We start from the raw sequence: 14,378 nt of genomic DNA, 5'->3' as shown, positions 1-14,378 counted from the left end.
CATCAACGATGTCAATCTTTCAAGCTCACTAAGAAATTATTTGAATTATTTATTGAATATCGATTATTTACTATGCCTAATTTAGGCACTTATGAGGCTTTCTCTATTATCATTTAGGAGTAGTATATACTAGAATAGTCAATAGGTTTTAGAGAATCATGCTCCAAGAACTTGAAGCGGTATTTGATCGGACAGCTCTTCAACTGGAAGTGCCCTTAAACTTAGCTGCAGGTACAAGGGTAAGGATTATTGTTGAAAGTGTTTTGCCTGATTAAGTAAGGCAACCTACAACATTCCTTCAAACTGCTCAGTGTTTAAAATTACATGGTGACCCAGATTGGTCAGAGAAAATTGACCAATATTTGTATGGGGAAACTGTTTCTGAGAATGACTGAAGTTTTTTTAGATACTTCTTTTGCGATCGCATTATCTTCGGTCACCGATCATAATCATCAACGGGCTGTCAATCTTGCCAATCAAATTCAAACTAACAAAACTTGTTTGGTAATGTTGTAGTTATCAATTAGGCTTCTTATTTATTATTGAAAATTTATTATTGAAAATTTCAGGAAATTCCCCTTTCTGGTTAAACCATTTTGCTATTCAGCAACGCCAACCCAAAAGCTATAATTGCTTCAAATAGCTAATTGCCTAACACCTATGAGTCAGCAGCTAACTCTAGAAATCAGCGATGAAGTCTACGCCGACCTACAGCGTAAGGCCAATGCAGTAGGAATATCCATAACGGATTGGATAGTCGCCGTTCTCAGCAGACAAGACGGAACTGTTAGCACTACGATGCTGTCTGCTGAGCAGCAAGAGCAGGCACGACAGAAGTTCAAAAGCCATGCAGGTGCCATCAGTCTAGGACACGCAACGGGTGTAGATAACTTAGAGATTGATGCTGACCTAGCCAGAGCTTATAGTGATGAGTATTAGAAGCGGAGTTATTTTGTGCTTCTAGACACATCAGGTTTGTTGTGCTATATCCATCGGGACGAACCACAGCATAAAAAAGCGGTGCAGTTAGTCGATGATGCAGGCAATAAACTCTTGACTCATAGCCATGTCTTAGCCGAGTTGGTTGCTCTTGCACTGATCCGCCGACTCCCTCGGGCTAAAGTTTTGGAGTTTGTGGTTGACTTGGTTGATAATCCAGACATTGAAACAGTCTGGGTTGGTGAACAACTACACCGAGAAGCCATGCAGCTTTTAGCTGATCGGCAGGACAAGACCTATTCCTTGTGCGATGCGGTCAGTTTTATTCTGATGCGCCAACGTAGCATAACCGATGCTTTAACCACAGATCGGCACTTTGAGCAAGAGGGATTTTTGACACTCCCCGCCCTGGAAGGACGGGGATTCTTGCTTCCACGGGGTGACTTGTTTAACCAGGCCGGAGCCAGGAAAAATAGAGGTCTCCTCGACCCAAGCGTATTTAGTCTTCGGACTTGGGTTCCGGTGTGCCCCACCGTACCTTTTCAAAATCTATGTCTTGATGCAAAGCGCGAGTGGGGGAAACCCCCATGACCGCGCTGCATCGCTTTAACTAGATACTTTTTTATCTAAATCTTTCATAAACATTTAAGTCGTTAGACCCAATTACGCAATATGTAAGCTCTACATATTTTTTACGTTGCCTACTTATGTTTAGACAGTATCTAGCTACACCAAAAGAAAGATTGATTATACTTTTATAGTAGCACACAAAGTGCCAACTTTCAATCCCATTGTCTCTTAGAATTGCCGTCGAACGAAGGACGGGGCGCGATTACCCAATTTTTTTGGTAAGACTATTGCCGCCAGCCAGCTAAAACTGCGTGGAATAGGCATGTTGGTGGAACAGGCATGTTGGTGGAACGGGCATCATGCCAGTTTCATTCCCGGGCGGACGGATGCCCATTCCACTCATATTCATCCGAAGATTCAGCAATGCCGGATTTTTTCCCTACTCCCTACTCCCTACTCCCTACTCCCTACTCCCTTCTTCTTAATACTCACCTACCGTGCCCGTAATTCTGTTTCTAGTTTCCCTAAATCCTCTTTCAGGAAAACCGTAAGTTGGCCAATGAAAGCCTTACCGCTATCATTTTGAGTTATTTCTATCCAATAGCCGTATTTTTCTCCTAACAAGAGTTGACCCTGCTCAGCTGACCACAGTGGTAGGTTTTTTCGTCGTGATAACTCTAAGATTTCTCGAGAGGGATAGGTGTATACAAACTGGGCGCTATTGTAATCTCGATAAATCTGTGGGCCATAGACAGTGCGTAGGGATTCCTCCAGGCGTTCGAGGGTTACCCCATTAACTTGGTCATGGATAGCAATGCGTTCACTGCGAATTGTACTCCGGTCTTTTGGATAAGAGATGCTACCAGGAGGCAAGACAGTGGCTTGAAAAGTAAATCGTTCCCCAGCCGTATCACTTTTGCGAACTACTAAGCCATCTCCAATACCAGGCCGTAGCGTGGGGTGACCGTTAATCCATGCAGCAACTTGATCAGTTCTCTGACCAGGCAGGGCATTAACCGGATTGCCAGTTAGTGCGAATATAATGCCCAGTGATAGAAATGATCCTATTTTTATGACATTCATAGCAGAGCACCTGTTAGCTGAGTTTTGGGTAAATCCTAGCATTTTTATACCCAAGCACAAAAACCCCGACTAGTCAGCTATCAGCTGATAACTAACAGCTAATAGCTAATAGCAACACCTAGAATTTTTATAGGACTTACGAAGTTTAGTTGGTTTTGCCCCCCTGCCCCCCAATTTTGGGCAGGGCTGTTTCAAACTTTAGTAAGTTAACGATTATTGGAGATAGGGGGATAGGGGGATAGGGGGATAGGGAAATAAACTAAAATTTCCCGAAAAATGCCCAAATTTAGTCATTAAAATCTGACGAATTAACCGCCTTCAATCAACTCAAATCACTAACAATTTGTTAACGGCCTTCGAGGAAGGTTAGATAAATTTGCCCAAAATCCCGAGTATTAGTCCAAAATTCTCCCCATCTCCCCATCTCCCCATCTCCCCATCTATTTTTTGCGAGAATGAAACAGCCCTACCAATTTTGGGGGGTAATGATGTCAAAGTCCCCCAGAATTGGGGGATTTAGGGGGCATTTGCGTAAGTCCTGTTTTACTTAGAATCTAAAGGTGGTACGGATCGCTCCAACCCAAATCGTATCATTGTCATCATCGTGATTAGGATTAAAAATCACGTAGGCTCCTGGAGTAATCGTGATGTTCTTGCTAATCGGGAATTTGTACTGTGCTTCAATCAGGTAAGAAGTATCATCATCTTCATCAGCACCATCAATGTCGGTAGCCTTAGGTGGCACACCTCCAGCAAAACTCAGCACAGCTCCTTCTTTGCCAAAATCCAGGAAAGACAGGTTAGCTGACCAAGTTAAGATTTCAGCATTGTCACCTTCTTCCACCGCACCATTATCATCTTCTGCTTCAGCATCAACATAACCAAACCAACCGCCTAGGTGAATTTGTGAGCTCAGGCGAAGACTAGCTTGTGCTCCAAAGCGATTAGCAGAGGTAGCCGTCTCCCCAAAGGGTTGCTTGGCCAAGTCACTACCAGTGCTACCGGAAAGATTCACATCCTCTCCTGGCTGGTAGCTACGGACGTAGGTCAAAGATATCTCCAAGTTATCAATGGGGGAAATACCGAGTTGAGCGCCAGCGCTATAGGCACCATTGAACAATCCATCTCCCTCAGCAGGACTAGGCGCATCGCCATCATCAGCTAGATAAAGTAGTGATAGATTCACCGCATCACTAAATTCATAGGTTAAACCGACACCAGCCCCCTCTGGTCCGCGAAGGGTTACGGGGTTGCGGCGGACAAACCGCGATAAGCCACCAGTGCCACTGCTTTCCAGGAAGGGGTTGGTTGGGTCAAAAGGGTCATCTATAGCAAGTCCAGATGTTCCCACATAAGCCGTGGTTTTTGTACCAATGGGGAAACGGTAGAACACGTCAGGAATTTCAACATCGTTGCCACTATCCGCATCATGACCCAAGCGAGCCATGTCGGTACCGGTCACATCACTGAGTTGAGTAAAGTTTCCTGCCTCCAAACGAATTCTCAACCGGTCTTTCCCGGTGAAGCTGGTATTTAAGTTCAAACGTACCCGGTTGCTTAAGGTAATGTTTTCATCAATGTCATCCCCACTACCATCAGCTTGTTCTTCCCCAAAGGCACCAGCGAAGGTAAAGATCACCTCCCCTTTGAGTTTGGTGGTAGTAGAGAACTGATGGTCTTCTAGGAAAGCTACTCGACCTTCTAAGTTATCCACCCGTGCCCCTAGGGTAGCCAGTTCCGCTTCAAATTCCTGAATCAGCCGTTGCAGGGTTTCCAAGTCTTCCCGGGTAATAAAATCAGCGGTGCTCGCCGCAATTAATCGCTCAATTTGGTTCAAGCAAGCATTCAAACCAGCCGCAAATTCATAACGAGTAGTTGCCCGGTTTCCACGGAATGTGCGGTTAGGATAACCAGCAATACAACCATACCGTTCTACCAGAGAGCGCAGAGCTTCATAGGCCCAGTCACCAGGAGATACATCCCGCAGTTGGGAAACACTGGTCACCTGGTCTATCGAATCTACATCAGTACTGTTGTTGTTGTAGAGATTGATTTGTTTCAAAATTTCCGAGTTAGACTCACCCTTAGACTCACCCTTAGCCTGGGCAACCGATAGCTCTTGTGGAGCCGGAAGGGTTTCTGTAGAAGATGCCTCAAGCTTGGGAGCACCATAGGCGTTGTTAGCCACCAGTAATGAAGCCCCTAGCAAAGCGGGACTATATTTGATCGTATTCCAAAAACTTGTTGACATGATTTCTCAATCAACCTCAACCCTAATAGATTATACTCTTGGACTCGAATTAGTCCGCAACCCTTAATCATAACCACTAAAATTAGTTATGTCTAGGACAACTCTGGATTAGTATATCATTGTTTGTGATTATTCGAGAAAGATACTCATCCTCGATTCTAGTCACTTAAGATACCAGTCTCGATAACCAACACAGGACTTACGCATTTGCCCCCTAAATCCCCCAATTCTGGGGGACTTTGACATCATTACCCCCCAGAATTGGGGGGCTAGGGGGGCGAAATCAAGTTAACCGCGTAAGTCCTGCAACAGAGCAATGAATTTCTATGGGAAGTGCGATTATACCGGTTGAAGTTGAAGGGGAGGTAAGGCTTTATCTTACAAAAGTCAGCTATCTGCTGATAACTGACAGCAGATAGCTGATAGCAAAACCTAGAATTTTTAACTAGAATTTTTAACTAGAATGTTTCCCTAGAACCTAAAAGTTGTACGGATGGCTCCAACCCAAATCGTATCATTGTCATCATCGTGATTAGGATTGAAAATCACGTAGGCTCCTGGAGTAATCAGGATGTTTTTGCTAATCGGGAATTTGTACTGTGCCTCAATCAGGTAGGACGTATCATCATCTTCTGGATTGTCACCCTCAACGTCGCTAGCCTTCGGTGGCACACCCCCAGCAAAACTGAGTACAGCTCCCTCTTTGCCAAAATCGATGAAAGACAGGTTAGCTGACCAAGTGAAGATGTCAGCACTGTCACCCTCTTCCGTTAGCCCACCATTACCATCATCTTCTGCTTCAGCATCAATATAACCAAACCAACCGCCTAGGTGAATTTGTTCGGTCAGGCGAAAACTGGCTTGTGCTCCAAAGCGATTGGTAGAGGTAGCCACCCTGCCGAAGGGGCGCTTGGAAATGTCACTACCAGTGCTACCGGAAAGATTGACATCGTCTCCTGGCTGGTAGCTACGGAGGTAGGTCAAAGATAACTCCAAGTTATCAATGGGTGAAATACCCAGTTGAGCACCAGCGCTATAGGCACCATTGAACAATCCATCTTTCTGAGCAGGACTAGGAGCATCATCCCCATCAGCTAGATAAAGCAGTGATAGACTCACCGCATCACTAAATTTATAGGTGAAACCGCCACCAGCTCCCTCTGGTCCGCGATAGGTTAGGGGGTTACGGCGGTTAAACCGGGATAAGGCACCACTGCCACTGCTTTCCAGGAAGGGGTTGGTGGGGTCGAAAATATCATCCAAGTCAAGGCCAGCGGTTCCCAAATAAGCCCTGAATTTCTTACCAATGGGGAAACGGTAGTACAAGTCAGTAATTTCAACATCGTTGCCACCATCCGCATCATGACCCAAGCGAGCCATATCGGTACCAGTCACATCACTGAGCTTAGTAAAGTTTCCTGCCTGCAAACGAGTTCTCAACCGGTCTTTACCAGTGAAGCTGGTATCGAAGTTCAGACGTACGCGATCGCTTAAGGTAATGTTTTCATCAATATCATCCCCACTACCATCAGCTTGTTCGTCTCCAAAGGCACCAGCGAAGGTAAATATCACCTCCCCTTTGAGTTTGGTGGTGGTAGAGAACTGATGGTCTTCTAGGAAAGCTACTCGACCTTCCAGGTTATCCACCCGTGCCCCTAGGGTAGCCAATTCTGCTTCAAACTCCTGAATCAGCCGTTGCAGGGTTTCCAGGTCTTCCCTGGTAATAAAGTCTGCCGTGCTAGCTGCAATTAACCGCTCAATCTGGTTCAAGCAAGCATTCAAACCAGCCGCAAATTCATAACGGGTAGTTGCCCGGTTTCCACGGAATGTGCGGTTAGGATAACCAGCAATACAGCCATAGCGTTCTACCAGAGAGCGCAAAGCTTCATAAGCCCAGTCACCAGGAGATACATCCCGCAGTTGGGAAACACTGGTGACCTGGTCTAGCTCATCTACATTTGTGCCCTCGTTGTTGTAGATATTGATTTGTTTTAAAATTTCCGAATTAGACTCACTGGTAGCCTGGGCAACGGTTAGCTCTGGTGGAGCCAGTTGAGTTTCAGTAGAAGATTCCTCAAGGCTGGGAGCACCATAGGCACTGTTAGCCACCAGCAGTGAAGCCCCTAGCAAAGCGGGACTATATTTGATCGTATTCCAAAAACTTGTTGACATAATTTCTCAATCAACCTCACACCTAGTAGACAACACTCTTGGACTCAACTGAGTCCGCCACTTTTGCCTACAACCACTAAAATTCGTTAGTTATAGGACTACTCTGGATTAGCATATCATTTTTTGTGTGATCCTTCGAGAAAGATACTCATCCTCGATTTTATTCACTTACGATAGCAGTTGAACTAACCAACAGAGCAATGGGGTCTGTGCGAAGTGAAATTATACCGGTTGAGGTTTAAGGGGAGGTAAAGCTTTATCCTAAATTAGTCAGCTATCAGCTGATAACTTACAACTGATAGCTGATAGCAAACCTTATAATTTTTGGCGTTGCTGAATAAAGGAATGAATGCGCGATCATCCGGTTTTGCTAAAGCCCCCTAAATCCCCCAACTTTGGGGGACTTTCATAGTTTTGTTCCCCCCAGAATTGGGGGGTTAGGGGGGCGAAACCATACCAAAATCAGCAACACCTAGAATTTTTAGCTAGTATTTTTACCTAGAATTAAAACCCTAGAACTTAAAGGTGGTACGAATGGCTCCAACCCAAATCGTATCATTGTCATCATCGTGATTAGGATTGAAAATCACGTAGGCTCCTGGAGTAATCAGGATGTTCTTGGTAATCGGGAATTTGTACTGTGCCTCAATCAGGTAGGAAGTATCATCATCTTCGTCACCCCCATCAACTTCGGTAGCCTTAGGTGGCATACCCCCGGCAATACTGAACACAGCTCCCTCTTTGCCAACATCGACGAAAGACAGGTTGGCTGCCCAAGTGAAAATGTCAGCATTGTCACCTTCTTCCACCGTACCATTATCATCTTCTGCGATCGCATCAATATAACCAAACCAACCGCCGAGATGAATTTGTGAGCTAAGGCGAAGACTCGCTTGTGCTCCAAAGCGATTAGCCGAGGTAGGCACCCCGTTTCCGAAGGGGCGCTTAGCTAAGGGACTACCAGTGCTACCGGAAAGATTGATATCCCCTTCTCGCTGGTAGCTACGGACGTAGATCAAAGATAAATCCAAGTTATCAATGGGGGAGATAGCCAGTTCAGCACCAGCACTATAGGAACCATTGAACAATCCTAAGCCCTCGCCAGGATTAGGCGCATCACCATCATCAGCCAAATAAAGTACTGATAGTTTCAAGGCATTACTAAATTTATAGCTGAAACCGGCACCAGCTCCCCCTGCTCCGCGAAGGGTTAGGGGGTTACGGCGGTTAAATCGGGATAAGGCACCACTGCCACTGCTTGCCAGGAAGGGGTTGGTCGGGTTGAAAATGTTATCCAAGTCAAGGCCAGTGGTTCCCACATAACCCCTGAATTTCTTACCAATGGGGAAACGGTAGTACAAGTCATTAATCTCAACATCGTTGCCACCACCAGCATCATGACCCAAGCGAGCCATGTCCGTACCAGTAACACCAGCGAGACTAGTAAAGTTTCCTGCCTGCAAACGAGTTCTCAACCGGTCTTTACCGGTGAAGCTGGTATCGAAGTTCAAACGTACCCGGTTGCTGAAGGTAATGTTTTCATCAATATCATCCCCACTACCATCAGCTTGTTCTTCCCCAAAGGCACCAGCGAAGGTAAACAGAACTTCCCCTTTGAGTTTGGTGGTGGTGGAGAACTGATGGTCTTCTAGGAAAGCCACCCGACCTTCTAGGTTATCCACCCGTGCCCCTAAGGTTGCCAATTCTGCTTCAAACTCTTGAATCAGCCGTTGCAGGGTTTCCAAGTCTTCCCGGGTAATAAAGTCTGCCGTGCTAGCTGCAATTAACCGCTCAATCTGGTTCAAGCAAGCATTCAAACCAGCCGCAAATTCATAACGAGTAGTTGCCCGGTTTCCACGGAATGTCCGGTTAGGATAACCAGCAATACAACCATACCGTTCTACCAGAGAGCGCAAAGCTTCATAAGCCCAGTCACCAGGAGATACGTCCCGCAGTTGGGAAACACTGGTGACCTGGTCTATCGAATCTACATTTGTGCCCTCGTTGTTGTAGATATTAATTTGTTGTAGAACTTCCGAGTTAGACTCACCGGTAGCCTGGGCAACCGTTAGCTCTTGTGAAGCCACTTGAGTTTCGGTAGAAGATTCCTCAAGGCTGGGAGCACCATAGGCACTGTTAGCCACCAGCAGTGAAGCCCCTAGCAAAGCTGGACTATATTTGATCGTATTCCAAAAAACTGTTGACATCCTTTCTCAATCAACCTCACACCTAATAGAGAACGATATTGGACTCAACTGAGCCCACAACTTTTTCCTACAACCACTAAAATTCGTTAGTTATAGGACAACTCTGGATTAGCATATCATTTTTTGTGTGCTCAGGGGAGCTAGCTTTTCGAGAAAAATACTCGATTGTAGTGACGTAGGATACCAATCTTTTTAAGCAACAGAGCAATAGCTGTCTGTGCGCTCTAGATAATACCGGTTGAGGTTGAAGAGGAGGTAAGGCTTTGGTAATAGTCAGGTTAAGAAGAATACTTTTATGTTTAGAGCTAGCATATTATCTGGCTAGGATATGATATAGCAATCCTAATTGCGACGTCAACAAGCAAGAGGAGCAAATTATTACCCATCTTTACCCTCTTGGCTTGTTCTGGTATATAAAAACTCAGATCGGATTTCTATTTAATTCGTGAAGCTAACGGCCAGGAATAACTCCTGAACGGTGACCAGTGACAATATAAGACACTCGTTGACCAATATTGGTAGCATGGTCAGCCATTCGTTCTAAATGGCGAATCACTAGTCCCAGTAAAAGAATTGGTTCAACAACACCCTTGATATCCCGTTGACTGGCCAAGGTTTGATACAGTTGGTCATAGGCGTCGTCTACTGTGTCGTCCAGCTTTTTGACCGTTTGCCCAGCAATGGCATCTAAATCCGCTAGGGCTTTCAAACTTGTTGCCAGCATAGCTTGGGCATGATGAGACATCAGTTCCACTTCTGGCATACAGGCATGGGGTGGATAAGGAAACAGCTTTATTGATAGTTCTCCCAGGTCTTCAGCATAATCACCAATGCGCTCTAAATCTCGTACTAGTTGCATAAAGGCACTCAGAAGCCGTAAATCTTGGGCAACGGGAGATTGCAGAGCCATTAAGGTGACACATTCCATCTCAATTTGGTGATAGTAGCCATCAATGCGCTTATCAAGAGAGGCAAGATGTTGGGCAGTCTCGAGATTGCGATCAAAGAGGGCTTGATGGCTCAGTCGAAAAGATTGCTCTACCAGAGCCCCCATACGCAAAACATCTTGTGCCAAACGCTTGAGGGATCGCTGGAAGTGGGAACGCTCAGACATGTTGGTCACAGAAGTAGTATGAGAAAATAAACTCACCATAAAATCAGATTGGTAAGGGAAGACTGGAAGCTCCTGTCCTTTACATTTATGCATGGGGAGCAAAGCTTTCCGGTAACATAAATAACTGGCCAACAGCACATCAAGATTAGATGCGATCGCGAAGCGTGGCCTGCGGCCAATCGCGTAGCGTGGCCTACGGCCAATCGCCCTTAGCCATCCTTCCGGTGAACAAATTAACAGGCAGTAGTTCAATGAAAGTTTTAGGGGTTACAGGTTAGCTGGTTACAGGTTAGCTGGTTACAGGTTAGCTGGTTATAGGTTAGCTGGTTATAGGTTAGCTGGTTATAGGTTAGCTAGTTACAGGTTAGCTGGTTACAGGTTAGCTGGTTATTAAACCTTGGCCTATGGGCCACGCTACGGAACCTACCCTACGGGAACGCCAAGGGCCAACAACCTTGGCCTATGGGCCACGCTACGGTAACAACCAAACAACTTTTAACCTTTAACCTTAAACCTTTAACTTTCAACCTTTAACCTTTAACCAAACAACCTACCAGGGCGAGCAGGATAAGACACTATAACACTTAGTAATAGCAAATTGAATCAACCTTTGGTAGTATCTGGAAGTGCAATTTCTATACAGGCACCACCTGTTTCCCAGTGATTGGTGGCTAGGATAGAGCCACCGTGAGCTTCAATAATTTGCTGCACAATGGATAGTCCTAGACCACTGCCACCACGAACAGGTAAGGGGTTTCCATTACTATAATTAGTCTGCTCTCTAGCCCTTGACTGATCTCCCCGGTAAAGTCGCTCAAAGACACGGGGTAAATCTGACTCGGCAAAACCATCTCCTGCGTCGATCACCTTAATTTGAATCCAAGTATCCCAAACAGCTGCCTTCTGGGAAGAGATAGCATTAACCTCAACTCGAATGGCAGCCTGAGGTGGGCTGTGTTTAATACTGTTGTCAAATAAATTCAGAAACACCTGAGTCAGGCGAGAGGGATCCGCTTGCAGATACACTTGATTGGGTCCATGATAGGCAAGGGTTAAGTCTTTCTGTTGAGCTAGGAGTTCTAGGGTTTGCCAGACCCTAAAAATTAAACTCTTTAGTTCTATGGATTGACAGTTAAGATGTAGAGTCGGGTCTTGCTTGAGTTTACTAATTTCCAGCCAATCTTCCACAAGCTGAATCAGGCGTTTGACTTCTGCCAGCATTTTCTGTACCCAGCGGCTTTCCTGAGGCTCCAGACGGCTCTGTAACGTTTCCGCCACTAAACTAATGGAGGTTAAGGGGGTTCTTAGTTCGTGGGCTAAATCCCCAAACCACTGGTTGCGAGACTCAGCCAGTTCTACCAAAGGTTGTTGATTTTCCAGAAACACACCAACTTGTTTCTGGGGTAAGGGCCAACTGGAAGCTCTTAGATAAAGCGATCGCATTTCACCCATGGCCTCCCCATTTAAGCAACTGGGGTGAAATACCCATTCACAGATCCCAGGTTGCTGCTGCTGACGGGTAGTTTGAATCAGCTGATCTAATTCGTAGGAACGCACCCACTCCAGGAATAACCGGATTTCTCCTGACTCCCAGTCATGAATATGTAATAACTGACGTGCTTGCTGGTTGCACCAGAGTAACTGGTTTTCTTCATCCACCAGAAAATAACCTAAGGGTGCTACCTGAAGTAATTCTTGCCAGGTTTGCAGTTCGTGCTCCATCACTTCTCGTTGGTGATTGGCTCTTGCGATCGCTTGCCGCAAACGAGAAACTGCCGACAATGAGTTGCTGGTAGCATCCGCCTGTAGTGTTCCCAACATTTGCTGTAGCCGTCGTTTGAGTTGGTGCTGCTGCCACAGCCACAGCCCAATTCCCAAAGCCAGACCTAGTAAAAATGCTAGGAGGATCATAATTAAAAAAATATGAAGTATTAAGGACTTCGTACTTTATACTACTTTATCCTTTATCTCTCCTTCATATTCCATTCATTATTTATCCTTGATTCTTGATATTTTCTCTATCCTTTCTCTATCCTTTCTCTATCCTTGATTATTTATCCAAACCGATAACCAAAACCGCGTACAGTGATCAGGTATTCTGGTTTACTAGGGTCTTCCTCTAATTTTTCCCGTAACCAGCGAATATGAACATCGACGGTTTTAGTATCTCCCACAAAATCCATTCCCCATACTTGATCAATTAATTGCTCCCGAGACCAAACTCGGCGGGGATTATTAATAAATAACTCCAAAAGTCGAAACTCCTTGGGAGATAAATTAACGTCTTCTCCCCGAACCGTCACCCGACACTCTTGGGGGTACAGCTTGATCTCTCGGAATTGCTGCACTGGTGTTGGAGTCATACCATTCAAGTGTTGGCGACGAATTAAGGCTCGGCAACGAGCAATCAACTCCCGCATACTGAACGGTTTAGTGAGGTAGTCGTCTGCACCAACTTCCAAACCTAAAACCCGATCTGTTTCACTAGCTTTGGCACTGAGAATCATGATCGGAATGGGATTTCCTCGATAACGTAGCAACCGACACAGATCTAAACCATTAACCTGAGGTAACATTAGGTCTAATATGAGCAAATCCACAGAGTAACCAGTTTGATCGCTATCCTGAAGCATACTCAAAGCTGTAGCGCCGTCCGAAGCAGTTAAAACCTCGTAACCTTCTTCTTCCAGGGCTAGGACGATCATTTCTCGGATTAGTTCTTCGTCTTCCACCACTAAGACATGTTTAGCCTTGGTCAGTTCTGAACCGGAAGGACTGTGGGGTATGTCGAGAGCAAGCATAAAGTAAGAAAAGTTGGTAACTGAGGTTACAAGTCAAGATATACAAGCAGTACCACGCATCTGTCAATCAGAATATTGACTTAATCATCAATTAACCGGATTTTTACCAAAATCTTATCTGGCTGCGGATAGATTATGGAGCCATTTTGCCTAATTAAGAGAAAATCCCCCTTAATAAGGGGGGTTAGGGGGGATCCATAGGCATTAAAGCCAAACAAAACCTCTGCACCTAATTGAAATGAGCAGTTGGGCAGATGACACAAGAACTAACACTCTAAAAATTAACCATGCTGTTACACTTGAGTACTTGGACAGAAATTGAAGCTTACCTAAAGCAATCACAAGGGATTATTCTGCCCATTGGTTCAACGGAACAACATGGACCAACTGGCTTGATTGGCACCGACGCAATATGTGCAGAAGCGATCGCAAAAGGTGTGTCTGAGGCAACCCTAGCCCTAGTTGCTCCCACCATTAATGTCGGGATGGCGCTACACCACACGGCTTTTCCCGGTAGCATCAGTTTGAAACCGAGTACATTAATTCAGGTGATCAAAGACTACCTAACTTGCTTGACTAGAGCTGGGTTTACCAAGTTTTTCTTTATCAATGGTCATGGGGGTAATATCGCTACCCTTAAAGCAGCGTTTTCTGAAAGTTACGCCCACTTGAGCGATTTACAGATTCCTAATGGGGAAACTGTTCAGTGTCGGGTAGCTAATTGGTTTATGTGCCGTTCTGTCTATCAGTTAGCTAAAGAATTGTATGGGGATCAAGAAGGTTCCCATGCTACTCCTTCTGAGGTAGCACTTACCCAATATGTCTATCCCGAAGCAATTAAACAAGCACCCCTATCAGAAACCGTTGCGTCTGGACACAAAATTTATGGAGCCGCAGATTTTCGTCGCCGTTATCCCGATGGTCGTATGGGGTCTAATCCAGCCCTAGCAACACCGCAACATGGTAAGCAGTTTTATGAGTTGGCAGTCAAGGAGTTGAGTGGTAGTTATTTGGAGTTTATGGCCGCAGAGTGAATCGGGAATCGGGAATCGGGAATCGGGAATCGGGAATCGGGAACATTATCAAAGAGATAGGATATGATATACCGATAATTCCTCCCCACCCGTCGCAGGGATGGGGATTCCCAGGCACAGCCGTGGGCGACTGTTATCGACCTGGGCGTGACTTTCCCGCGCACCGAACGCGCCCCGCGTGGCCTATGGCCAGGGTAGCTGAGTAGG

The 14,378-nt window shown here is 45.5% G+C and carries 14 protein-coding genes; 5 read left to right on the top strand and 9 right to left on the bottom strand.

Annotated features, from left to right (window positions below):
• Positions 1-387 precede the first annotated feature (387 nt).
• From F6K46_RS33040 to F6K46_RS33025, 4 genes are all read left to right on the top strand, one after another.
• A complete protein-coding gene (locus tag F6K46_RS33040) occupies positions 388-516 on the top strand; it encodes a hypothetical protein (RefSeq protein ID WP_269086950.1) in 129 nt (42 codons plus the stop codon).
• 144 nt (positions 517-660) lie between these two features.
• Positions 661-939 carry a hypothetical protein gene (locus F6K46_RS33035; protein WP_293065962.1) on the top strand — a complete coding sequence of 93 codons (279 nt, stop codon included), beginning with the start codon at positions 661-663 and terminating at the stop codon, positions 937-939.
• Between the two features lie 15 nt (positions 940-954).
• On the top strand, positions 955-1,530 hold the full coding sequence (locus F6K46_RS33030; protein ID WP_293065959.1) for a PIN domain-containing protein: 576 nt from the start codon (positions 955-957) through the stop codon (positions 1,528-1,530).
• Between the two features lie 338 nt (positions 1,531-1,868).
• On the top strand, positions 1,869-1,994 hold the full coding sequence (locus tag F6K46_RS33025; protein ID WP_293065956.1) for a hypothetical protein: 126 nt from the start codon (positions 1,869-1,871) through the stop codon (positions 1,992-1,994).
• A gap of 7 nt (positions 1,995-2,001) precedes the next feature.
• Here the strand turns inward: F6K46_RS33025 and F6K46_RS33020 are convergent, their stop codons facing one another.
• From F6K46_RS33020 to F6K46_RS32985, 8 genes are all read right to left on the bottom strand, one after another.
• Positions 2,002-2,592, bottom strand: coding sequence for a hypothetical protein (locus tag F6K46_RS33020; protein ID WP_293065954.1), 591 nt, complete (start codon positions 2,590-2,592; stop codon positions 2,002-2,004).
• Between the two features lie 366 nt (positions 2,593-2,958).
• Complete coding sequence (locus F6K46_RS33015; RefSeq protein ID WP_293117773.1) at positions 2,959-3,087, bottom strand: hypothetical protein; 129 nt, start codon at positions 3,085-3,087, stop codon at positions 2,959-2,961.
• Between the two features lie 52 nt (positions 3,088-3,139).
• A complete protein-coding gene (locus F6K46_RS33010; protein WP_293065950.1) occupies positions 3,140-4,843 on the bottom strand; it encodes an iron uptake porin in 1,704 nt (567 codons plus the stop codon).
• 471 nt (positions 4,844-5,314) lie between these two features.
• Positions 5,315-7,015, bottom strand: coding sequence for an iron uptake porin (locus tag F6K46_RS33005; protein ID WP_293065947.1), 1,701 nt, complete (start codon positions 7,013-7,015; stop codon positions 5,315-5,317).
• 512 nt (positions 7,016-7,527) lie between these two features.
• Positions 7,528-9,222 carry an iron uptake porin gene (locus F6K46_RS33000; RefSeq protein ID WP_293065945.1) on the bottom strand — a complete coding sequence of 565 codons (1,695 nt, stop codon included), beginning with the start codon at positions 9,220-9,222 and terminating at the stop codon, positions 7,528-7,530.
• Between the two features lie 451 nt (positions 9,223-9,673).
• Complete coding sequence (phoU, locus tag F6K46_RS32995) at positions 9,674-10,588, bottom strand: phosphate signaling complex protein PhoU (protein ID WP_366510830.1); 915 nt, start codon at positions 10,586-10,588, stop codon at positions 9,674-9,676.
• Positions 10,589-10,939: 351 nt separating this feature from the next.
• Complete coding sequence (locus F6K46_RS32990; protein WP_293065943.1) at positions 10,940-12,247, bottom strand: cell wall metabolism sensor histidine kinase WalK; 1,308 nt, start codon at positions 12,245-12,247, stop codon at positions 10,940-10,942.
• Between the two features lie 143 nt (positions 12,248-12,390).
• Positions 12,391-13,137 carry a response regulator transcription factor gene (locus F6K46_RS32985; RefSeq protein WP_075904569.1) on the bottom strand — a complete coding sequence of 249 codons (747 nt, stop codon included), beginning with the start codon at positions 13,135-13,137 and terminating at the stop codon, positions 12,391-12,393.
• Positions 13,138-13,424: 287 nt separating this feature from the next.
• Between F6K46_RS32985 and F6K46_RS32980 the strand changes: the two genes are divergently transcribed.
• On the top strand, positions 13,425-14,171 hold the full coding sequence (locus F6K46_RS32980; protein ID WP_293065937.1) for a creatininase family protein: 747 nt from the start codon (positions 13,425-13,427) through the stop codon (positions 14,169-14,171).
• Here F6K46_RS32980 and F6K46_RS32975 read toward each other — a convergent pair.
• A partial coding sequence (locus F6K46_RS32975) for a hypothetical protein (protein ID WP_293065934.1) occupies positions 14,144-14,378 on the bottom strand: 235 nt, incomplete at its 5' end. The two genes, F6K46_RS32980 and F6K46_RS32975, sit on opposite strands and share 28 nt — an antisense overlap.

This window comes from Moorena sp. SIO3E8 (genome assembly GCF_010692445.1).
Taxonomy (GTDB): domain Bacteria; phylum Cyanobacteriota; class Cyanobacteriia; order Cyanobacteriales; family Coleofasciculaceae; genus Moorena; species Moorena bouillonii.
This window is presented reverse-complemented; position numbering and strand designations above follow the sequence as displayed.